The following is a 21,422-nucleotide window of genomic DNA, read 5'->3' as shown; positions in this document are numbered from 1 at the left end:
ATTATTTTATTGGATGATTTCTAAATATGGTATTCACCCAGCGATTTTATTGATATTTCGCCCCTGTTCATTGCTTCAATAGCATCAGCAGCAGCAAGCGCAGCCTGGATAGTTGTGATATAAGGCACATTGAAATCAACGGCTGCACGCCTGATCTGGAAACCATCCTTAACAGCCTGCTTGCTCGTGGGAGTATTAATAATCAGGTCCACTTTCCTGTTATGAATAAGTTCTACCACGTTCGGTAAGCCTTCGCTGACCTTTTTTATGACCTCTATCTTAATCCCCTTTTGCGCAAGAAATTGCGCTGTTCCCCGGGTACCAAGAATATGAAGTCCAGCTTCCTGCATTTTCCTTGCCACGCCGACTATTTGCACTTTATCAGTATCACGGATCGACAGGAAAACAGTACCTGACATGGGAAGTTTATTATCTGCTGCCCACTCGGCCTTGAAGAACGCTTTTCCGAAATCGTAGTCTATACCCATCACTTCCCCTGTGCTTTTCATCTCAGGTCCAAGCAGCGGATCAGCCCCGGGTAATTTATCAAATGGTAAAAGGACTTCTTTTACGGAAACATGTTTCGGAGTAATATCGCCTGTAATCCCAAGCTCTTTCAGTGTATGCCCTGCCATGACCCTTGCAGCGATTTTAGCAAGCGGAACTCCCGTAGCCTTGCTCACAAAAGGGATTGTGCGGCTTGACCTGGGATTGGCTTCAAGAACATACACGATCCCGTTTTTCGTTGCCATCTGGATATTGATTATTCCAACGACACGTAAAGCCATAGCGATCTTTTTGACATAATCGCGAACAATAGCGAGAATTTCCGGTTTGAGGGACTGGGGAGGAATAACACAGGCTGAATCCCCGGAATGAATTCCTGCTTCTTCAATATGTTCCATTATTGCGCCGATCAGCACGTCCCTGCCATCACAAATAGCATCCACATCAATCTCCACAGCATTGTCAAGAAAATCATCGATAAGCACCGGATGCTCATTCGAGACCTTTACGGCTTCTTTCAGGTAGCGGTCAAGGTCGCGTTCATCATATACGATTTCCATGGCCCGTCCGCCAAGAACGTATGATGGCCGCACAAGTACCGGATATCCGATCCTTTTGGCTTCATTGAAAGCTTCGATATAATTTGTGGCGCATCCTGCTTCGGGCTGGAATATTCCCAGTTTTTTCATCATTGCATTAAAACGTCCCCTGTCCTCTGCGATATCCATATCATCAGGCGTGGTCCCCAAGATGACGGTTTTAAGGTCAGTTCTCCTGTCAAGTTCTTTCTTAAGGGGTATGGCCAGGTTCACAGATGTCTGCCCCCCGAACTGAACCATTACGCCATATGGACGCTCCCTGTCAATCACGTTCATGACATCTTCAAGCGTCAGCGGCTCAAAAAATAATTTGTCTGATGTATCGTAATCCGTAGAAACTGTTTCAGGATTATTGTTCAAAATATGGGTCTCTATACCCATCTCGCGAAGCGCCGTTACCGCATGAACAGTACAGTAATCAAACTCAATGCCCTGCCCGATACGGATCGGGCCTGAGCCAATGATCAGGACTTTTTTCTTATTCGAAGGTATGTCTTCGCATTGTTCTTCATAGGTCGAATAATAATATGGCGTTGCCGCTTCAAATTCCGCGGCGCATGTATCAACCATCTTTAAGGTCGGAATGATACCATTATGCCTTCGCATGTCGTTTATCTCTTCGCGGGTCTTTCCTGTCAAAAATGCTATTCTTTCATCACTCAGGCCCATGCGTTTGGCTTTCCTGAGATTTTCCGGGGATAGGCCGGCTTTTACCGTATCCTCTATATCAATGATATTGCGGATCTTTCTGATAAAGAAGGGATCAATATTGGTAATTCTCGAAATTTCATCAGCCGGTATCCCATCACGCAATGCCTGGTAAATGACGAACATGCGCTCATGGTTGGGATGGCGCAAGATATCAAGGATTTCATCCTTGCTCCATTCCTTAAAGCCAAAGTGCATATCCACTTCAAGTGAGCGTATAGCTTTCTGTAGCGACTCTTCAATATTGCGCCCTATCGCCATCACTTCTCCCGTGCTTTTCATTGCAGTGGTAAGATGCTTGTCTGCTGTTACGAATTTGTCAAATGGCCAGCGGGGTATCTTGACTACAGTATAGTCAATAGTGGGTTCAAAGGAAGCCGGCGTTTTCTTGGTAATATTGTTAGTGATTTCATCAAGTGTCATACCGATAGCGATCTTTGCAGTTACGCGGGCTATCGGGTAACCCGTTGCTTTGGAGGCAAGGGCGGATGAGCGCGAAACACGCGGATTGACTTCCACGATCCTGACCTCATTATCGCGTACAGCGAACTGGATATTGCATCCGCCTTCTATACCAAGCGCCCTTATGATCTTGATTGATGTACTTCGCAGTTTCTGGTGATCGGCGTCAGATAGTGTCTGGGAAGGCGTTACTACGATCGATTCACCCGTATGTATCCCCATGGGATCAATGTTTTCCATATTGCATATCACAATACAGGTATCATTCTTGTCGCGCATGACCTCATACTCGAATTCCTTCCAGCCCATAATGCTCTCTTCGATCAGTACCTGGCTTATCCGTGACCTTTTAAGCCCCCGCTCTGTTATTTCAAGAAGCTCTTCTTTTGTATAGGCTATGCCCCCTCCCGCCCCGCCAAGGGTATATGCGGGACGGATAATGAGCGGAAGACCAAGTTCCTGGATTAGCGCCTCAGCTTCCTCAAGTGTGTTCACAGCTTTTGAGCGCGGGACTTTTTCACCGATACTTATCATTTTTCTCTTGAAGAGATCCCTGTCTTCCGAGTCCTTGATCGCCTGCAATGATGTGCCAAGAAGTTCCACGCCGAATTTTTCAAGCACTCCCAGTTCTGCAAGTTCAGTAGTCAGATTAAGACCTGTCTGCCCGCCAATACCCGCAATAATACCATCAGGACGTTCTTTTTCAATGATCTTTGCCACGATCTGAGGTTCAAGCGGCTCGATGTAAACCGCATCTGCCATATCGGTATCTGTCATGATGGTCGCAGGATTGCTATTGACAAGGACAACTTTTATTCCCTCTTCCCGAAGAGAGCGGCATGCCTGGCTGCCTGAAAAATCAAATTCTGCACCCTGTCCTATCATTATAGGGCCTGAACCTATAAGCAGTACTTTTTTGATATCGGATCTTTTTGGCATTGTACCTCTGTTTTTTGTTTTTCAGGTTTAATGGCAAGATGTGTTATTAATTCTATCCATCACAAAGAGACAATCCCTCAATCCCTTCAAAATGTGCTTTATTATTAGTTAGAAGCTTACATCCGTTCTGCAAGGCAATTGAAGCTATCAGCAGGTCCCTGATCTCAATCATTTTTCCCTTAGCCCTTCTTTGTGCGAAAATTCTGCCGGCCGTCTCCATACTCTCCTCCTGCGTGTGGAGCAGAATCATGGTTTTAAGGAGAACCTTAGTTGATGCGATATTCCTCTCCTTATCCCTGGAATTGTAGGCTCCGAAGTACAACTCGAAGGCGTTTATATCCGTGGTAGCAAGTTCTTCGTTTATCTCAAGCCCTTTTATCTTTCTGACCGCATATTCCTTATTCCTGAGAAGGTCGATCAGCATATCGGTATCTATTACAATTCCCATCTTTTCCAGCTTTCCTTTAATTCCTTTTTGATTTCTTCAACTTCATTTTCATCCATTTTCCAGCCGCCAGCTAACATACTTGGCTTATTCTTTCTGCATTTGAGCAAATATCTCAATGCTTCATCAATGGATACCGGTCTTTTGAGTTCTTTCATCAAGTCACTTATTAAGACGTTTATGTTTTCGTATGTTTCATCCCTGATTTTTATTGTTTTATATGGCACATTTACCACCTTATCTACATTGTGACCTATTTATATATAGTTACTGTTTGTGGGCTGGAGCACATATGATTCCAAGTTCCACACTCATCACTTTCTCTCCAGCCCTGAAACCTCACGGGCTGCAATCTGTTCATGCGCCAGACTGATCGCTTCATGCAGTTTTGCTTCAAGAAGCGGGCGCGGCGGGAGTTCGGTAAGATACTCGGCAACCCTTATCCCACTTGTCTCAAGCTGCAATAGTTCAACATGCTCTGCCGTCTTCTCCGCGCATAATATCAAACCCAGCGGGCTTTCTTCACCATCGCGCTTCTCATATTTTTCCAGCCAGCGAAGATATAGCTCCATCTGCCCCTTATCCTGCGCCTGGAATTTTCCAAGTTTCAGTTCAATCGCTACCAGACGGCGCATATTGCGGTGATAAAATAGCAGGTCAAGAAAATCAAGAAAATAGGGGTCGCGAAACACAAGATCAGGAGTCATGCGATCTTCATCGCGCAGTGCGGCAAGCTCCTGTGTGATGAGTTTCTCTGACTTTTTTGTTAGGGCTGTACGCTCATAAAGCATACCCTCGATTTTGGCATGCAGGGTACGGGTGCTCCAGTGTTCGATCCTGCACATTTCTGCATAGAAATCACGTTTAAGCGGGTCATCAAGAGCAATTATCTGCACGAAATGGCTCCAGCCTAATTGTCCAGTCAATGTCTGGACAATTTTCAGGTCGCTGAAAACCTCTGCAAACCGGATCATATGAAATATGTTAGTTCTACTATAACCTCGTCCATATTCCAATATCAATTTTCCAGACAGTGTCTGGACAATCTGTTTCCCATAATCAGCGCGTTCCATTCCGAGAATATCTTTTCGGATGCGGTCTCCTATATGCCAATAGAGCAGCACCATTTCTGCATTAGCTGTCGTGGAAACACGCCTGCGCGCAGCTTCTATAAGAGAACAGATATCGCTTAAGAGGGCCGTCGTTTCTGGTATTATAAGCATATCTTGGGTATTTGTGATAGCCACAATATTCGTCTTTTCAGGTCGTTTCTTCATCTAACCACGTCCTTTAACAACTCCTTTTGATTTTTCACAATCTTTGTTGTGATATTTATTCTAATTTCAGGTCTCTTTTTAAGGAGAATATAACCATTCGGCGCAGTATATCGTTTATCATTTGAAATCAAACTGTTGATCTTATTTGCAAGTTCATCTCCCTGAAGACAATATTCCTCATCAACAACACCCGTGATTGAGCAAATAATCGCATCAAGTTCATCGTCATTAAGTGTTATGTTTTGTTCTGAAGTTAATTTTAAGTATCGAGAAATTTGGGCTATTTTTCCACCCTTCCAGCTCCCATTTTCGAATTCTGCTTGCGATTTTTTATATCTATTATATGGCAAATTCAGAAGCTTAAGGGAACCTGCCGGATATGTTTCAAATATTTGTTTTCCAAGAGGAAATTCTTCTTTAATAGATGAGAATAAATTTAAGAATCGTGCCACTGGAGATCCTATGCGCTCTGCTAATGGAGGCATGGCGCCAAAAGCAAAATCTACGGGACGTTTAACAAGTTCCCAGATAAATCCAACATTATTCGGACACGGAAGTTCCTGCAAATCTATAGGAATATCAACAAGCAAACAACCTTTCTTGCAGCATGCTATCAAAAGTTCTTTTTCATTTTTAACAATATCATCGTCGAGTGGAGTTTTGGCACTACATTTATCAGCAAACACATGTTTCCGAAATACTGTGATTTCAATAGAATAATCTTCTTTTTTATCCGCCCGAACAAAACCAGATTTACCTGTAGAATAACCGGCAATATCCAGTCCAAATGCCGTTTTCATCCCGCCATCTCCCTAATCCCCATGTTATTTATGTATAACTTCTCTAATCCAATTATACTTTGATCATTGAACGCGCTATTTTGCATAGCTGACTTAAAGAAAAGCTTTAGTTATTATACTATCGATATTGGCTCGAATAGACAAAAATGAATGCTGAAACCTGCTCCTTTAAGAACGAGCTCATACAATTACCCTCTTCGCATACTCCACCACCCGATTGAAATCCTCTGCATTCGGTTCATATTTTGCAAATTTAACAAGGTCGCAGAGCATAAAACACTCCCTGACATCCCTTACATATCCCTCATCTTTTGAACCACGGATGCCCGTAATTATCTCATTGCTTGTCAGTTCATTTATTCCTGAGGTTCCCTTAAAATATGACCTCACAGCATGTGAAGCCTCCACATATGCCTCCCGTTGCATACCGCTATTGAACATATCTATTGCTTTTTCAAGCATTGAAAGAGCATTCTTCTTAGGATCAACATAAATAATCTCTTTTACAGGTTCAACAGGCTTTGCATCATTCCTGAACTTTGAATAAAGATATATTCCGAGCAAAGGCACAAGGAGAATAGCAAGTATCCAGTATGGGAATGGCGCCTGGGGTTCATTTAGCGATATATCTTTTATCTCACCTGCACCTGTCACATTACCTGTGATCGAAGCATTCCTTCCCTGCCTGTCACCATACGAATATTCAAAACTGCTGATATTTGTTTTCAGATCAATATTCTTACCTGTCAGGTTATATCCTTTATCTGAAAGCGTCTTATTCATTTGCATGAATGTCTCATTACTCTCAATATACTGCTCCAGTTTCTTTATATCTTCAGTACTCTGTTTCGTGATGTTTTCCATCTTCCCGGCATTCATCCTGCCGCTTATGTTGGCGCTCTCTTCACCTTTCCTGTAATTGTAATTAAAATTCCCGGTGTCATTTGATTCGGGTTTTATTTCCTGGTCAGCTGGCGCATATCCCTGTTTTTGGAGTTCCTCATCCAGTTTCCGGAAATCGCTGTTACCCTCGATCCTTTCCCTTAACTCATTTTGCATCTTCTGCTGTTCCTGCTTCTGGCGCTCCATTTCCTGTTTGATATTCTGCATATCCTGGGCGCTCTGCTGGATATTTTCAGGAGAACCAGCAGGCTGCGGATTGTTATTCTGGCCGGTTTGCTGACTGCCGCTGCTTATCGAAATTGAAGTTGAGCTGCCTGATGACATGGAAGTGCTTTGCATGCTCACACCGCCGCAATTGTATATTTTGGTAATACCCTGCTGCTGCCCTGTTGCTTGCCCCTGTTTTATGGAAACCTTAACAGGCCCGGATTTTACAGATTCCTCTGTTCCTGTTTCCGGATTTGTATAAGTAACTGTTGCAGGGTCGAGCGTAAACTCCCCGGCTGAATATGCCTGTATCGGGAAATCGTATGAAACACCTGTGTGCGCTTGATCAGGAAGAGTATATTCGTAACACTGTATCTCAAGCCCATTATTCCCCAGGATATTGTTATCCTGGATTTTAATTGGTACGGACTTATTGAAAGGATTTTCAAACTCAAGAGCAATATTGACGCTGTCACCTGTCCTTATATCCGTATTCGTAACTTTCTTGACAGCCAATTGTTTTGCAGATGCTATGCCTAGAAATAGAATTAAGAAACATAATAAAATTAATACTATCTTTGATCTCTTCATATTCTCACCTCACGGCAAAATCCTGTACCTCCCGAATCTCAGATACAATTGTGCAAGCAGGACTCCTATTGAAGACATAATAACCCAGTCCTTAATGCTTGAATTTTCGGGTTCACGTTCTATTTTTTGTGGAAGCTCGCTGTATATTTTTTCAAGCGTTCCACTGTCTACTGATTTAAAATACTGGCCATTCGTTTCTTTTGCTATCCTTTGCAGGGTTGCCTCATCAAGTTCGGCATATTGCGGTCGCCCGAACCAGTCATAACCGAGGATGACTCTTTCGTTTGATCCTATTCCCACGGTATATACCTGGATGTTGTTCGTCTTTGCGTATGAAATGGCATCATCCGGGCTTATCACACCTGCATTATTAACCCCATCGCTCATGAGAACTATGACTTTTTTCTTGTTCGGGATAGAAGTTGCCATGTCCACCGCAAGCGCAAGACCATCACCCAGAGATGTTTCACCTTCAGTCTGTTTTATCCCTGAAAGTTTCTCGATCACTTTATCTTTATAAGGTGAAAGATACGCTGACGTTGTCGCACCGCTTGAAAAAATAACAATTCCTGAATTGTCTTTATTATTCAATTCGTTAACCAATATCTTTGCGCTTTCCTTTGCAGCTTCAAGCCGTGTGGGCTTATAATCACTGGCTGCCATGCTTCCTGAAACATCCATCACCATGACTACGTTTACACCTTCTTTTGTTTGTTTGAGCGGTATATGGGGGTCGGCCAGAGCTGTGACAAGCAAGGCGACCAGAAGTATATTCATATAAAAAAGGACTTCCTTTGCTCTTGATTTTCCCACACCTGCTTCTTTGATAAGCGAAATATTGCTAAACTTAATAGCAAGAGATTTTTTCTTTTTAATGGATTTCCTGTAAAAATACCAGACAACAGGGATAAGCAGTAGGGCAGCAAACCATAACGGGTTCTCAAAATTCATCATCTCACCCTCATTTTAAAGAATTTCAATACTGGTTTTATCCAGTCCTGTGCAGTTGAAATTTCTATCAGGTCAATTTCTAGGCGTTTTGTGAGATCATTTAATTCCTTATTCCTGGATTTTACATTTTCCGCAAATCGCATCCTGAATCCGGCATCTGCGGTATCAACAAGTATCTGCTCACCCGTCTCCTCATCCTCAAGTTCGATAAGGCCGATGTCAGGAAGTTCCTGTTCCCTGACATCCCATAGCCTCACTGCTATTATATCATGCCTGTTCTTTAGCACCTGAAGCGGCTTTTTTATATTCCCCGGATCATCCTGGAAATCCGAAATTATAAAGATCACACTCTTTTTCTTAAGAATCCTGGAAAGCTTCACAAGAGGCACTGAAAGGTCGGTCCTATCGTGTTCTGGCTCATGAAAAATAGTCTCCCTTATTATCCTGAACACATGCCTTTTCCCTTTCATTGGCGGGATATATTTTTCCACTATGTCCGAGGTGAGCACAAGACCCACTTTATCATTGTTCCTGATCGCGGACATGGCAAGAGAAGCACATAATTCAATACCGATATCTTTTTTTAGCGAACCCACAGTTGCGAATTCTGACGACCTTGAAATATCAAATACTATAATTATTGTCAGATCTCGTTCCTCAATGAACTCTTTTACGAATGGATGGTTCATCCGTGCCGTAACATTCCAGTCAATTGTCCTGGGGTCATCTCCAGCCTGATATTCGCGCACTTCCGAGAATTCAATGCCTGTTCCTTTAAAGGCAGAAAGATAAGCCCCGCTGATAATTCCTTCCACGGGTCGGTTGGTCTTTATTTCGATCTGTCTTACTTTTGAGATTATTTCCGAAGTTGTTGGACGGGCCAAAATCCCACGCTCCATGTCACATTTAATTGACCCTGTCAGGGAACAGGCACTTTTTCAAGAACCGATGCGATTATTTTATCCTGTGTCATCTCTTCTGCCAGTGCTTCATAAGTCAGGATGATGCGGTGCCTCAGGACATCCTTTGCTATTCGTTTTATGTCTTCGGGTACCACATATCCTCTTCCTGCAAGGAGAGCGCTTGCTTTTCCGCCAAGGGCAAGATAGATCGAAGCGCGCGGAGATGCCCCGTATTCGATGAAATTCTTTATATCAAGCCCGTATTGCTTCGGGTCTCTTGTTGCCTGGACGATATCGGTGAGATATTTTGAGATCTTTTCATCCAGATAGATGCTGTGATTGAAATCCTGGATCTCGATTATCCTTGAAGGCGCAATGATCCTTCTGATTTTTGACAGGCCCTCACCTGCAACCATTCTCATGATTTCCTGCTCCTGCTTCTGGGTAGGATAATCAAGTATTATCTTGAATATGAAGCGGTCAACCTGGGCTTCGGGTAATTCGTATGTTCCCTGTGTTTCAACAGGATTCTGGGTAGCCATTACAAGGAAGGGCTTTTCAAGCTGGTGGCTCTCATCCGAGATAGTGACCTGCTTTTCCTGCATGGCTTCAAGAAGGGCGCTCTGTACTTTCGGAGGAGCCCTGTTTATCTCATCAGCAAGGATAAAATGTGCAAATACCGGGCCTTTTCGTGTTGAAAACTGGCAGGTATTCTGGTTATATATCCGTGTCCCGATAATATCAGCCGGGAGAAGGTCAGGAGTGAATTGTATTCGCTTAAAAGATGCATCTATTGTATCTGATAATGTTTTTATCATCAGTGTCTTTGCAAGACCAGGCATACCTTCAAGGAGCACATGACCATCAGCAACCAGGGCAAGAATAAGTTTTTCAAGGACATTATCCTGCCCGATTATTACCCTGTGCATTTCTTCAATTATCGCTTCGAGGTCTTTTGAATACAGTAACGCCTGCTTATTAAGTGCATGTATATCTTCGTTCGTTTTCATCACCTCATCTCTTTGGATTTCATTATTTATGTACAAAATATTTATTTTTTACGGCGTTTTAAAGTATAAATTAAGGTATAAATTATAGTACCCATTCTCAAAAATTGATAATGGCAGAACGTATTATATTTGTATTAACAATTAATAGTTGGAATATTATGGTTCAACACCTGATAGATAACCTGATCGGAGCAGCTCGCTTTCTCGTAGGTCTGGTTTTAATTATTATTGCAATGCGAGCGTTTTTGAAAACAAGAACTTCTGATATGTTTTATCTTACATTAGGATTTACTCTCATAACGATTGGAAATCTATTCTCAACCATTTATTATGTGGATGATGCACGCATGGATAAATTGCTTGCAAATATTTTTGATATTCTGGGACTAATTGCATTAATAATAGCAGTAAGAAAAAGCTAAAATGAAATGAACTCAAAACCTGGCAATGAGGTGTTTTTTGATCTACTTGCAAACAAGTACTCTCAGAAGATATTGTTGCTTACATCAAAAAAAGAATGTTCTGCCAGCCAGTTGAGCCAGGAGCTTGACATACCCCTTGCAACCGTATATAGAAAGCTCAAACTTATGGAAAGTGCTGGACTTGTAAAGCACGTAAAAAGCATCATTAATCTTTCAGGTAACGAGGAAAAATATTACCGCTGCGCGATCCTTGAGGCAACTGTACATATTCATGATGGGATATTTTCTGTGGATTTTAAGACGGAAGACCATAGTGATAGGATAATCAGATTGTGGAAAAGGCTTGCTCACGCGAATGATGAAAAAACGGAAACCGTTAAATAGCGATATTTGAATCTATATATTGATTAACAGTTAATTGAATATATTGAGGTAAATTATGAAAAATTTGATGAAGATCTTATTTATTGTGATTATAGTAATTTTTGTAGCCGGATGCCTTGAAAGCAAAAAAACTTCCGGGGCCAGTGAGCCAATTAACCTTGTGAAAATGAGCGGACAGGAAATGGTGCAGAGATTGGGGACCGGTGAAATTGCCGGGTTCATTATGTGGGAACCATATCCAGCAATAGCTGTTACCAAAGGATATGGAAAAAATTTGATATTTTCAGGAAAAATATGGACTGATCATCCCTGCTGTGTTGTAGCGTATGATGACGACTGGTATAAGAAGACCAATAATTCTGACGAGATCTTAAAGCGCATGGCACTTGTGCAGTTAAAATCTGTCGAATATATCAATAATGCAAAGCAAATCGATTCGCCCGACCATGAACAATTGATTAATTATACAATGCAATTTGGCGGAATGACAGATCCGGTCGCTGCGAACCTGAGCCTTGCTGATGTGGAATTTGTTTATAATACCAATATTGAGGGAACAACTACTTTTATCCAGAAGATACAGGATTTTGGGATTTTTGACATGAAGAAATGGAACATGTCGGGATACAAGAATGCACAGGATTATGCCAATTCGCTCGTAACAAATAATTACGTTGAGTGGGCGGTCAATAATAAAGATGAAAATATTTCTAAAATTGCATTGAAAGAACCTGTAAACATCCGATATGGTTACCTTGTAAATGATATCCATGAACTTCCATTCTATGTAGGATGGCAAAAAGGATATTACAGGGATTTAGGAATAAATATTGTTATAGCCGAAGGCGCCCCGTTCCAGAATGGCGCTTTTGAAATGCAGCAGGGCTTTAAAGGAAATACGGTCGATGCCGGGAGCCTGGGAATACCCCCGGTAATTATTCACCGGATCAATAGCAATGATTTTTCCAATAATGATACAAAAGTCGGAGTTATAGCCGGGATGAATAATGAAGGGTCGGTTATCGTTGTTGCCAGCAACGTAACTTCATTAAAGGACCTGCAAGGAAAGACTGTGGGATTCCCGGGCCAGGGGACGATACAGCATGTTCTTTTCCTCATGGAGGCAGATAAGGAAGGACTTAAGGTCAGCTATTAATGAAATTCGAGACCGGGAAAAGAGGATTGTTAATAAACATCCTTTCCCTTATCGTTTTTACTCTTGTATGGCAGATGCTGGTTATACTTGCAAGGAATGATATTTTCAATATTCCTTTCATTCGCCTCAGGGATATTCCCACACCTGTTGAAACATGGTATGCACTTGTTGGTTCAATGTTCACCAGAATATACGGCCCCTCCTTCACATATGGTATAATTAACCATGTTTATGCAAGTCTTATGCGGGTGATCGAGGGCGGGATAATTGCATTTATCATTGGAGTACCTGTGGGTATTGGTGTAGGATATTCAAAGTTTCTCGGAAATTTATTTAATCCCATAATTGAAATCGTCCGAAATATGCCTCCTATGGCATGGATACCGCTATCAATATTTATTTTCGTATCAGGCGGGTCAATTTTTATTGTTTTTATTGGTGTGGTTTTCCCAATTATCCTTAACACCATCCAGGGAGTGAAGTCAACAGACCTGCAACTTATCGATGCTGCAAAAACACTCGGGGCCTCAGAATCAATGATCGTAACAAAAGTGGTTATTCCTTCTGCACTTCCATCCATTATGACCGGATTGAGGATCGGCCTTGGCGTGGGATGGATGGCAATTGTAGCAGCTGAGATGGTTATCAAAAGTCCGGTTGGCCTTGGTTATTTTATCTGGAACATGGGGGACCTTGGCCGCTATTCGGAAATGGTGGCAGGAATGATAGTAATAGGCGTGATCGGATATATTATGAATATAAGCATACTTCTTTTTCAGAGGAGGTTCATAAATTGGGTAGATTAGTCCTTAGCTCGGTTTCCAAGAAATACAATAATTTCCAGGCGCTCCTGGATGTAAATTTTGAGGTTGAGCATGGGGAATTTGTATGCCTTCTTGGCCCCAGCGGATGCGGAAAAACGACAATCCTTCGCCTTGCAGCAGGGCTTGTTGCCCCGGATGATGGGATTATATCCCTTGATGGTAAAAAAATAAACGGGGTAAATAAGGAATGTGGTTTTGTGTTCCAGGAATACGCATTATTCCCCTGGAGGACTGTGAAAGAGAATATCGAATTCGGTCCCCAGGTAAAAGGAATAACCAAAGCGGAATGTGAAAGTATCTCAAAACACTATATCGACCTTGTAGGTTTGAACGGGTTTGAGAACCATTACCCCGATGAATTATCAGGGGGGATGAAACAGAGAGTGGGGATAGCCCGGGCTTATGCAAATAATCCGAAGCTGCTATTGATGGATGAACCGTTCGGGGCGCTTGATGCCCAGACAAGGAATCTCATGCAGGGAGAATTACTCAGGATCTGGGAGACTGAACACATAAGCGTACTTTTTGTTACCCATAGTGTTGATGAAGCGGTTTATCTCGGAGACAGGGTTGTTGTCATGTCAGCCCGCCCCGGTAAGGTTAAAGATATATTCGATGTCAAATTGACGCGCCCCAGGATACGGACAGGCCCTGAAGCCAATATCATCAGGGACAGAGTTTTGAAATCATTAAGTACACAGATAAAATTGGCGTCCGGAACAGGATAATGCCAGTCATTATGAACCTCCTGTCATAATCCTACGAATACATATAATTAAACTCACGGACTGGCCTTTGTACTTCAGTGACCTGAGGCTGGCTCATTTTATCCGTATTAAGATTTGTGGCAACAACCCGGAGGAAACAATTCTCTATGAAAGAGACTTCTTCTTCAGTCATTCCTTTTTGTTCTAAAATCAACTCGCTTTTCTCATTATAAACAAGAAGCGTTCCTTTTTCATGATCTGAAACTACCTTCCATATCCTATCCACAGGTTGGACCCATGCCCATATTCCCATATTTGAAACCTCCTTTTATCTGTATTTTTCATACTTCCTCGATTTGTTGGCTTCTTTACTTTCCTGAATTTGCTGTGAATCCAACATGTCGGGTCTGACACACATATCTAAGTTTAGTTATATTCTTATTTAAATTTATCTATTAAAATTTTAATAATCATGATAATAACTATAAGAATACAACTGGTTTTCATTCTGTCAGCTGTCAGATATTTATACTCACAGGTATTATATATATGGGTGAGGAATTCATGAAACAAATACAGATCACACTTACACCCCCGGAATCGAAAAGAATCATAGCAATGGGAGTAAAAAAGCTCCCTGTCATCCGGCAGGCGATGGAAAAAGGAATTATATTGATTACCCTGGGCACAACCAATGCCTATATCGCAGAAGAACTTACAGGCAAAAAGATAGACCATTCCAGATATGCAGCAGGATATATTGGTGAAACTGCCTCCGTTGTCCCGAATGACAAGCGCCTGCCTGCAATCGCCCTTAAAGATGGGAAAGAAGTGAATGCTGATACAATCCTGCAGGAAATGACAGCGCAGGACGTTGTAATCAAGGGCGCAAATGCACTTGACCCTGATGGGGTTGCCGGTGTGATGATGGCAAATCCGGTTGGCGGAACGACAGGAAGTTTCATGGGTATTGTAATGGCAAGAGGCATTAATCTTGTAATCCCGGTTGGTCTTGAAAAATCAATTCCATATTCAGTAATAGAGATATCAAAATATATCGGCATCCAGCGCTGCAGTAAAGCCACAGGGCTACCGGTTGGCATGATGCCGCTGTTCGGTGAAGTTATTACCGAAGTTGAAGCGTTGATCCTCCTTGGTGCTGAGGATGCTTTTCCAATAGGAGCAGGCGGGATAAATGGTGGAGAAGGCTCAATTACCCTGTGCATAATAGGGGATGATGTTGATAAAATATTTGACCTTGTTCAGAAGGTAAAAGAGAAAAAAGGCGATATGTAAAATGATGCCTATTTGATATAAGGATGAAGTTCACGAAACGAATCCATGCAGCTGAGAGTACAGAACATCTTTTTTCTGGCACAATCTTTTCTAACATAAATCTTTTTTTCACAATTTTTACATTTAATTTCTATTATTTCCATTCAATCATTCTTCCTTTTTTATAGTGAGCCAGTCTTCACTTAATTGGATACATCTTGACTTGCAGGCTTGTCTTTTTTGGATTTATTTGTCGGATCGGGTGTTAGATCAGGTGTCGGGTCAGGTGACGGACTTACAGCCGGGTCAGGTGACGGACTTACAGCAGGATCGGGTGTCTGGACGGGTGTGGGTGTAGAGGTCGAACCGGGGGCAGGAGCAGATGGAGAAGAGGTTGGGGCAGGATTAGAAGAGGCGGGTATATATACTGAAGCTGGCGCCGAGGGCCAGATAATATTATACCACGGCATTGCTTTTGGTCCTGATGAGTTTGGAGTATGAGTTGGTGTTGCTGGTAGAGCAGTCTCAAGAACGTTTATTTTTACAGATTGGGCTACAGTATCAGTATCCTTTGACTGAAATATCAATGCTCCTTCAAGAACCACGGGGTTTGGTGGTGCTTTCAGCAGCAGATATCCCTTTGTCTCTCCGGATAATATATCCCCCAAATTCAGGATGTCGGATCTGATTTTAAAGTTGGACTTTGCCTCCAGAAGATTTAGTCCTACTAATTTAATCGAAGCATTACGAATTACTTGTGTTGAAGGATTGTTTGTCGTGAATGAAATTGTATAGTTATCATCCTTCCTGATATTTGCAGGGTAAGATACTCCAAGATACACAGAGCCACTTTTTGCAAAGGCTCCGGATTCGATTATTTTAGATGCATTGTGATCATCCGGGAGTTTTTGCGGGGCTATGGCCTGGGCAAAGAAATAGAATATTCCGCCAGCCAGGAATAGTATCCCGATCAAGAAAAATGTTTTCGCAAACTGGGTTTTCAGGCTTTTCTCTTCCCGGAAAGTCTCCTTTATCCTGAAACTGAGGTACAGTGTTACTGCTGATAGTGCTATTATTGCGAATGTAATCGCAATTCCGATTCCAAATATTCCAATATTCATTATTCTAGTTCCTCTCTTTTTGGTTTTTCCCAACGCATAGCCAGGTTCAGTATTTCTTCGATTAATGCCATAAGACCTACACTATCTATAAAGACGTTATAGAACAGATATAGGGGACTTGCAATTAATTCTCTTAGTTTTGGCATTGGGTCTATGAGTACTGCATATATTGAGATCCCGATAGTTAAAGCCCAGTATGTCAGCATCCCTGAAGCCAGCAAATTCAGGTCATGGCCTGAAAAGCTTACCATATAACTAAAAGCATCAATAACCAGTATGAAAAGCAAAATCATGTTTATCAGGTACGAGCTTACCCCCAGCCACATATAAGGTACTCCGAAAATTCCGGCTGCTCCGTATCTGGGATTAAGGTACATTCCCTGGTACTTCGATAGTACCTGAGTCATACCTCGATACCATCTTCTTCTTTGTTTCAGGAAATCCTCAACGGTCTCAGGCGCCTGTGTGAAAGCTATTGCGCGGGACTCGTACTCAACATGATAACCTGCTTTTAAAATTTTCATAGTAATATCAAAATCTTCTGCAAATGTATCTGATGGAAAGTAACCCACCTCACGTATTACATCGGTTTTCAGGGCTGCTATTGCACCAGGCACTATCATAACGCAATGCAGCATAGACTGGGACTTCCGTCCAAGATTTATTGACGTAGTGTACTCAAGTGATTGCAGGGTTTTCAATAATCCGGTGGGTTTGTCTATTTTTACATTGCCTGCTACTGCACCGAGGCGAGGATTACTGGAGAAGCGTCTGCATATCCATGTAAGGGCATCAGGATGCAGTTTTGAATCAGCATCAACTGTAATAATTATCTCCCCGGAAGAGTTCCGGATGCCTGTGTTAATAGCTCCGGGCTTTCCTGTATTTTTCTGGCGTATCACTTTTACGCCTTTTTCCGAATATTTAGATGCCTCCCTGAATGTATTATCAGATGATCCGTCATCGATTACTATGACCTCATAGGATGGATAGTTCAAACTCAACATGGATTTTATACAACTACCAATTGTTACATCTTCATTATATGCAGGAATGATTATCGACATTTTAAGGAATTTATCGATTTTTCCCTTCCTTTTTATAAAAGTGTCAATAAAAGAAAGAAAGCCAAAACTGGCTAGGCGGAAAATCAGTATAAAAAGCATCCCATAAAAAAAAAGAGTAGCTATAGATAAGTTAAATTCAGGTACCTTAATGAAATCAGGTATCTTGATGAAATCAGGAAGCCTGAATTGTTCCAACGCATCAAATACTGAAGCTGAAGCCGGAATAACGCAGGTTAATGTCAGCACTAATACGGTGGCCGATATCGATAATATCGTATTTTTCATAATCGCATGAATGCCAACGTAATCAATGCTATTTATATAAATCGAAAGTTTTGAGTTTATCAAAGCTTTATTATAGTTCACTTTATTCATTAATACTTTATAAATGCATTTTTTGGTACCGGGGCTGTTTTTTGTTTAAAAATCAAATTTATTCATGGAAAAATTGAGCATATTCTTGTTATTAGCTATTATGAAGTTAGCTTTTTGCTATCAATCTCCATTTGTATTAAGTAGATACGGCCAACAGTGTAAGTTTGATAGATATAACTCTTCTTTTTGTTTTCTTTAAAACTGTTGAAAAACTATGTGCAAAATGTAAAAAACTATGGGAAAGTACATATTAATCGGGTTCGTATGCCTTATTTGAACTGCATTTGAAAAATAAGGAGATAACAAAATGAGTGAAAAAAAATTGATAAGGAATTGGTACCTTAAAAAAATAATGACTATCATCAGTACAATAGTTATTTTGATTTTAATCCTGGCCAGCGTTAATGCTTCTGCCGATTATGTAAAGCCTGCGCTGACATCTACGCCAGCACCCATATCAATCCCATCTGATGATACTATAAGAGTATATAGGACTGCTACCGGCCAAATTGATGTTTTAAATATAGAAACAGAATATTTACCATATGTCGTAGCCGCAGAAAATGACATTGCTCCATTTGAATCAATGAAGGCTCAGGCTGTTGCCTCAAGAACATTCGCTTATTATAAGAAAGAGCATCCAAGCGGAAGAAACTTTGATGTTTATGACGACAGCAGGGACCAGAATTATAAACCATGGCTTGTTCTCACAAATAATTTGAAAAATTCAGTTTCACAAACAAAAGGAATAGTTATTAAATGGAGGGATGTTATAATTTGCAGTTTCTATGTTAGCGGTACTGGTGATTTTGCCAGATATGTAACCTACAATGAAGGTAAAAGCGGGGAGGATATAAAACAGAGCACCATCGGCTGGGTAACAAATCCGCCTTCATTAAATCCGTATAATAGGGGAGCTATGGGGCAGATCCAGGCAAACGCATTAGCGAACAAAGGTTATACATGGCGGAACATATTGAAATATTTCTATGGAAATGATATAATAATAGGACCTAAAATACCAATTGAGACTATAAGAGTATATAGGACTGCTACCGGCCAAATTGATGTTTTAAATATAGAAACAGAATATTTACCATATGTCGTAGCCGCAGAAAATGACATTGCTCCATTTGAATCAATGAAGGCTCAGGCTGTTGCCTCAAGAACATTCGCTTATTATAAGAAAGAGCATCCAAGCGGAAGAAACTTTGATGTTTATGACGACAGCAGGGACCAGAATTATAAACCATGGCTTGTTCTCACAAATAATTTGAAAAATTCAGTTTCACAAACAAAAGGAATAGTTATTAAATGGAGGGATGTTATAATTTGCAGTTTCTATGTTAGCGGTACTGGTGATTTTGCCAGATATGTAACCTACAATGAAGGTAAAAGCGGGGAGGATATAAAACAGAGCACCATCGGCTGGGTAACAAATCCGCCTTCATTAAATCCATACAATAGGGGAGCTATGGGACAGGTCCAGGCAAATTCGTTGGCAAATAATGGTTATACATGGCGGAACATATTGAAATATTTCTATGGAAATGACATATTCTTTATAATGAAATAATTTTTTTGTGAACATTGGTGGTCAAATGAAAGTGAATCAGATTGAAAATGGTCTTGACCTTACAAAAGACGCACAAAACATAGAAGCGATATATGATACTACACTTGAGCCTGGAAAAGGTATCGAGCTGCATTTTCATCCGGATCTTGAAGAAATATATTATATCCTCTCAGGGTACGGCAAAATGACAATAGGCGAAGAAAAACAGGAAATAACACGTTATGATGTTGTGTATATACCGAAGCTTGCAGCGCATGCACTTTTCAATTCAGGGAATGTGCCGCTTCGGTTCATAACGCTGTCAGTGAAAGTGAAGGGGGATAAAGAATATGTGAAAGAAAGTTTTAAACAAAAGAACAGCTAATATAGAATTATGAAAAAGTGGTACCATGATTACGGGCTCCAGGCACGTATGTTATTGACAATGTTCCTGCTTGCGGTAGTGTATCTTTTCTTTCTGGCGGTGATATTGGCTTATGGCGGGGCCTGGACAAATATACTGCTGATATTTATGATGTTAATTCTGTTTGCCCAATTCTTTTTTTCAGACACGCTGGTACTCTGGAGCACCGGAGGACGGCTGGTCACGGAACAGGAGGAGCCGCATCTCCATGAAACCATATCAAGGCTGTGTGCTATTGCTAATTTGCCCAAACCGAAAATCGCTATTGTTGATAGTAATGTCCCCAATGCATTTGCAACTGGCAGGAGCCAGGGGAACGCTGTTGTCGCTGTTACAACATCCCTGAAACAAAGATTGAGCCAGCCTGAACTTGAAGCAGTTCTTGCCCATGAGTTAAGCCATGTGAAGAATCGGGATATGCTTGTGATCACTATTGCAAGTTTCCTGTCCACAGTTGCAGCTTTATTGGTGAGAAACATGCTATTTTTCGGAATGGGTGGAAGGGATGACCGCAAAAATGGTAATGCTGCTATAATCATATTCATAGTATCTATAATTGTATGGGTCCTGAGTTTCCTTCTCATACGAGCACTCTCAAGATACAGGGAGTTTGCAGCAGACAGGGGTTCGGCAATAATCACAGGCCAGCCATCACACCTTGCATCAGCTCTTATGGCTATAAGTGGTATCATGGAACGCGTGCCTTCACGCGATTTGCGGGAAGTTGAAGCAATGAATGCGTTCTTTATCATACCGGCAGTTTCCGGTGAATCTATTATGAATCTTTTATCCACGCACCCATCAGTTGAAGCACGCATTCGGGCTCTTACGGAGATGGAGCGAAAAATGGAGTTTTAATGGGTTTCCTTGATACGCTTCTTGGTAAAAGTAAACTCCCAAAGCCAAAACCGGATAAACTATTTGCAATGTCGACAGCATATGTAACACTGAGTTCCAACCTTGGCCTGACATCAAAGGGCGCAGGCATTTGCTTCAAGCCACTTGAAGCTTCAGGATTCCGGAATGCGGAACTTGAGATAAATCAATTACTGACGCAAAGCTTCAAAGAAACAAATACCCTTCATCGTATGAAAAAAGATTCTTATAGGTATCTATGGGTCATCCTTTCTGATCCGGATTTTGAAGACCTTGTTAGCACGATCTATATGGTAAGTGAGACCCTTACAGACCACGGTTATGGCGAGCAGTTACTATGTGCGGTATTTAAATTCAAGGGAGAAAAAGACGTTTTCTGGATTTATAACTTCAAGCAGGGGAAATATTATCCATTTGTGCCTGATGGGAAAAAAAGAGACTCATCATACGAATTCAGGCTTCGCTCCATTATGGAAAAAGAACTGCCGATCGAAAAAGAAACAGAGCGCTGGTATCCGCTATGGGATATCCCGATATGAGATACATATTGTTTTTTGACGGGGGATGCAGGGGAAACCCCGGACCGATGGCGATTGGGGCAGTGTTATTGGATAACGGGAAAAAAGTGGGTGAAATTTCAAAAAATATCGGTATCGGAACAAACAATATTGCTGAATGGAAAGCTCTTATTGAAGGGTTAAAGCTCGCACATGATCATGAATGCAAAGAACTTGAAGTGCGAGGGGACAGTCAGCTTATAATCAGGCAAATATCAGGGCGATACCAGGTTAAAAGTGATAATCTCATCCCTTTATTCAATGAAGCCAGGAAATTATGCAATACCTTCAAGAAAATCAATTTCAAATGGGTCAAAAGGGACGAAAATAGTTATACTGATAGCATGGTGAATAAAGCCCTGGATAATGAATTATGAT

General features: G+C 41.4%; 23 protein-coding genes. 11 read left to right on the top strand and 12 right to left on the bottom strand.

Translation table 11 applies throughout. The features are described from left to right. Positions 1-20: 20 nt before the first annotated feature. The 9 genes from carB to FIB07_04610 form a co-directional block, all read right to left on the bottom strand. Entirely contained in the window at positions 21-3,215 is a 3,195-nt protein-coding gene (gene carB, locus FIB07_04650; GenBank protein NJD52137.1) for a carbamoyl-phosphate synthase large subunit, read from the bottom strand. Positions 3,216-3,267: 52 nt separating this feature from the next. Further along, the gene (locus tag FIB07_04645; GenBank protein ID NJD52136.1) at positions 3,268-3,663 is read right to left on the bottom strand and encodes a type II toxin-antitoxin system VapC family toxin; all 396 of its coding nucleotides are present in this window, start codon (positions 3,661-3,663) and stop codon (positions 3,268-3,270) included. Beyond that, complete coding sequence (locus FIB07_04640; protein NJD52135.1) at positions 3,651-3,887, bottom strand: hypothetical protein; 237 nt, start codon at positions 3,885-3,887, stop codon at positions 3,651-3,653. Before FIB07_04640 ends, FIB07_04645 begins: the two co-directional genes overlap by 13 nt. Positions 3,888-3,974: 87 nt before the next feature. After that, positions 3,975-4,937: a DUF1016 domain-containing protein gene (locus FIB07_04635; protein ID NJD52134.1), complete on the bottom strand. Its 963-nt coding sequence runs from the start codon at positions 4,935-4,937 to the stop codon at positions 3,975-3,977. Continuing rightward, a complete protein-coding gene (locus FIB07_04630; protein NJD52133.1) occupies positions 4,934-5,737 on the bottom strand; it encodes a DUF429 domain-containing protein in 804 nt (267 codons plus the stop codon). The genes FIB07_04635 and FIB07_04630 overlap by 4 nt, the downstream gene beginning before the upstream one ends. A 180-nt stretch (positions 5,738-5,917) precedes the next feature. Beyond that, a complete protein-coding gene (locus tag FIB07_04625; protein NJD52132.1) occupies positions 5,918-7,438 on the bottom strand; it encodes a hypothetical protein in 1,521 nt (506 codons plus the stop codon). A gap of 9 nt (positions 7,439-7,447) precedes the next feature. Then, positions 7,448-8,392 carry a VWA domain-containing protein gene (locus FIB07_04620; protein NJD52131.1) on the bottom strand — a complete coding sequence of 315 codons (945 nt, stop codon included), beginning with the start codon at positions 8,390-8,392 and terminating at the stop codon, positions 7,448-7,450. Continuing rightward, positions 8,389-9,288: a DUF58 domain-containing protein gene (locus tag FIB07_04615; protein ID NJD52130.1), complete on the bottom strand. Its 900-nt coding sequence runs from the start codon at positions 9,286-9,288 to the stop codon at positions 8,389-8,391. The genes FIB07_04620 and FIB07_04615 overlap by 4 nt, the downstream gene beginning before the upstream one ends. Before the next feature lie 20 nt (positions 9,289-9,308). Beyond that, positions 9,309-10,301 (bottom strand): MoxR family ATPase, encoded by a 993-nt coding sequence (locus FIB07_04610; protein ID NJD52129.1) that lies wholly within the window; start codon positions 10,299-10,301, stop codon positions 9,309-9,311. A 110-nt stretch (positions 10,302-10,411) separates the two neighbouring features. Between FIB07_04610 and FIB07_04605 the strand changes: the two genes are divergently transcribed. From FIB07_04605 to FIB07_04585, 5 genes are read left to right on the top strand one after another with little or no spacing between them, the layout of a single operon-like run. Continuing rightward, positions 10,412-10,723, top strand: coding sequence for a hypothetical protein (locus FIB07_04605; protein NJD52128.1), 312 nt, complete (start codon positions 10,412-10,414; stop codon positions 10,721-10,723). A 6-nt stretch (positions 10,724-10,729) separates the two neighbouring features. Continuing rightward, positions 10,730-11,107, top strand: coding sequence for a helix-turn-helix transcriptional regulator (locus FIB07_04600; protein NJD52127.1), 378 nt, complete (start codon positions 10,730-10,732; stop codon positions 11,105-11,107). Between the two features lie 55 nt (positions 11,108-11,162). Beyond that, positions 11,163-12,263: a hypothetical protein gene (locus FIB07_04595; protein NJD52126.1), complete on the top strand. Its 1,101-nt coding sequence runs from the start codon at positions 11,163-11,165 to the stop codon at positions 12,261-12,263. Then, a complete protein-coding gene (locus tag FIB07_04590) occupies positions 12,263-13,069 on the top strand; it encodes an ABC transporter permease (GenBank protein NJD52125.1) in 807 nt (268 codons plus the stop codon). Before FIB07_04595 ends, FIB07_04590 begins: the two co-directional genes overlap by 1 nt. Then, positions 13,057-13,815: an ABC transporter ATP-binding protein gene (locus FIB07_04585; protein NJD52124.1), complete on the top strand. Its 759-nt coding sequence runs from the start codon at positions 13,057-13,059 to the stop codon at positions 13,813-13,815. The genes FIB07_04590 and FIB07_04585 overlap by 13 nt, the downstream gene beginning before the upstream one ends. Before the next feature lie 31 nt (positions 13,816-13,846). Here FIB07_04585 and FIB07_04580 read toward each other — a convergent pair whose 3' ends face one another. Further along, entirely contained in the window at positions 13,847-14,107 is a 261-nt protein-coding gene (locus FIB07_04580; GenBank protein NJD52123.1) for a hypothetical protein, read from the bottom strand. Between the two features lie 251 nt (positions 14,108-14,358). Here FIB07_04580 and FIB07_04575 point away from each other — a divergent pair, with 251 nt between their 5' ends. Continuing rightward, positions 14,359-15,090 carry a hypothetical protein gene (locus FIB07_04575; protein ID NJD52122.1) on the top strand — a complete coding sequence of 244 codons (732 nt, stop codon included), beginning with the start codon at positions 14,359-14,361 and terminating at the stop codon, positions 15,088-15,090. Positions 15,091-15,272: 182 nt separating this feature from the next. Here FIB07_04575 and FIB07_04570 read toward each other — a convergent pair whose 3' ends face one another. Both FIB07_04570 and FIB07_04565 read right to left on the bottom strand, forming a co-directional pair. Then, a complete protein-coding gene (locus FIB07_04570) occupies positions 15,273-16,190 on the bottom strand; it encodes a hypothetical protein (protein ID NJD52121.1) in 918 nt (305 codons plus the stop codon). Further along, a complete protein-coding gene (locus FIB07_04565; protein ID NJD52120.1) occupies positions 16,190-17,632 on the bottom strand; it encodes a glycosyltransferase family 2 protein in 1,443 nt (480 codons plus the stop codon). Before FIB07_04565 ends, FIB07_04570 begins: the two co-directional genes overlap by 1 nt. A gap of 307 nt (positions 17,633-17,939) precedes the next feature. On the opposite strand from FIB07_04565, the gene FIB07_04560 reads away from it, so the two are divergent. The 5 genes from FIB07_04560 to FIB07_04540 are packed head-to-tail and all read left to right on the top strand — an operon-like array spanning position 17,940 to position 21,421. After that, positions 17,940-19,208 (top strand): hypothetical protein, encoded by a 1,269-nt coding sequence (locus FIB07_04560; GenBank protein ID NJD52119.1) that lies wholly within the window; start codon positions 17,940-17,942, stop codon positions 19,206-19,208. Between the two features lie 25 nt (positions 19,209-19,233). Continuing rightward, positions 19,234-19,572, top strand: a complete 339-nt coding sequence (locus FIB07_04555; GenBank protein ID NJD52118.1) for a cupin domain-containing protein — start codon at positions 19,234-19,236, stop codon at positions 19,570-19,572. A 9-nt stretch (positions 19,573-19,581) separates the two neighbouring features. Continuing rightward, the gene (gene htpX, locus FIB07_04550; GenBank protein ID NJD52117.1) at positions 19,582-20,469 is read left to right on the top strand and encodes a zinc metalloprotease HtpX; all 888 of its coding nucleotides are present in this window, start codon (positions 19,582-19,584) and stop codon (positions 20,467-20,469) included. Then, positions 20,469-21,026: a hypothetical protein gene (locus FIB07_04545; protein NJD52116.1), complete on the top strand. Its 558-nt coding sequence runs from the start codon at positions 20,469-20,471 to the stop codon at positions 21,024-21,026. The genes htpX and FIB07_04545 overlap by 1 nt, the downstream gene beginning before the upstream one ends. Then, positions 21,008-21,421, top strand: a complete 414-nt coding sequence (locus tag FIB07_04540) for a ribonuclease HI family protein (GenBank protein NJD52115.1) — start codon at positions 21,008-21,010, stop codon at positions 21,419-21,421. The genes FIB07_04545 and FIB07_04540 overlap by 19 nt, the downstream gene beginning before the upstream one ends. Position 21,422: the final 1 nt, after the last annotated feature.

It is taken from the genome of Candidatus Methanoperedens sp., from assembly GCA_012026795.1.
In the GTDB taxonomy this organism is placed as follows: domain Archaea; phylum Halobacteriota; class Methanosarcinia; order Methanosarcinales; family Methanoperedenaceae; genus Methanoperedens.
Note: the sequence above shows the minus strand (reverse complement) of the source record. Positions and strands in the feature narration are given on the sequence as shown.

Coding starts and splice junctions, on each gene's coding strand:
- FIB07_04615 (NJD52130.1), bottom strand. CDS start 9,288: ATGGAGCGTGGGATTTTGGCCCGTCCAACAACTTCGGAAATAATCTCA.
- FIB07_04545 (NJD52116.1), top strand. CDS start 20,469: ATGGGTTTCCTTGATACGCTTCTTGGTAAAAGTAAACTCCCAAAGCCA.
- FIB07_04605 (NJD52128.1), top strand. CDS start 10,412: ATGGCAGAACGTATTATATTTGTATTAACAATTAATAGTTGGAATATT.
- FIB07_04565 (NJD52120.1), bottom strand. CDS start 17,632: ATGAATAAAGTGAACTATAATAAAGCTTTGATAAACTCAAAACTTTCG.
- carB (NJD52137.1), bottom strand. CDS start 3,215: ATGCCAAAAAGATCCGATATCAAAAAAGTACTGCTTATAGGTTCAGGC.
- FIB07_04645 (NJD52136.1), bottom strand. CDS start 3,663: ATGGGAATTGTAATAGATACCGATATGCTGATCGACCTTCTCAGGAAT.
- FIB07_04610 (NJD52129.1), bottom strand. CDS start 10,301: ATGAAAACGAACGAAGATATACATGCACTTAATAAGCAGGCGTTACTG.
- FIB07_04630 (NJD52133.1), bottom strand. CDS start 5,737: ATGAAAACGGCATTTGGACTGGATATTGCCGGTTATTCTACAGGTAAA.
- FIB07_04555 (NJD52118.1), top strand. CDS start 19,234: ATGAAAGTGAATCAGATTGAAAATGGTCTTGACCTTACAAAAGACGCA.
- FIB07_04570 (NJD52121.1), bottom strand. CDS start 16,190: ATGAATATTGGAATATTTGGAATCGGAATTGCGATTACATTCGCAATA.
- FIB07_04540 (NJD52115.1), top strand. CDS start 21,008: ATGGGATATCCCGATATGAGATACATATTGTTTTTTGACGGGGGATGC.
- FIB07_04595 (NJD52126.1), top strand. CDS start 11,163: ATGAAAAATTTGATGAAGATCTTATTTATTGTGATTATAGTAATTTTT.
- FIB07_04590 (NJD52125.1), top strand. CDS start 12,263: ATGAAATTCGAGACCGGGAAAAGAGGATTGTTAATAAACATCCTTTCC.
- FIB07_04620 (NJD52131.1), bottom strand. CDS start 8,392: ATGATGAATTTTGAGAACCCGTTATGGTTTGCTGCCCTACTGCTTATC.
- FIB07_04600 (NJD52127.1), top strand. CDS start 10,730: ATGAACTCAAAACCTGGCAATGAGGTGTTTTTTGATCTACTTGCAAAC.
- FIB07_04625 (NJD52132.1), bottom strand. CDS start 7,438: ATGAAGAGATCAAAGATAGTATTAATTTTATTATGTTTCTTAATTCTA.
- FIB07_04560 (NJD52119.1), top strand. CDS start 17,940: ATGAGTGAAAAAAAATTGATAAGGAATTGGTACCTTAAAAAAATAATG.
- FIB07_04580 (NJD52123.1), bottom strand. CDS start 14,107: ATGGGAATATGGGCATGGGTCCAACCTGTGGATAGGATATGGAAGGTA.
- FIB07_04575 (NJD52122.1), top strand. CDS start 14,359: ATGAAACAAATACAGATCACACTTACACCCCCGGAATCGAAAAGAATC.
- htpX (NJD52117.1), top strand. CDS start 19,582: ATGAAAAAGTGGTACCATGATTACGGGCTCCAGGCACGTATGTTATTG.
- FIB07_04635 (NJD52134.1), bottom strand. CDS start 4,937: ATGAAGAAACGACCTGAAAAGACGAATATTGTGGCTATCACAAATACC.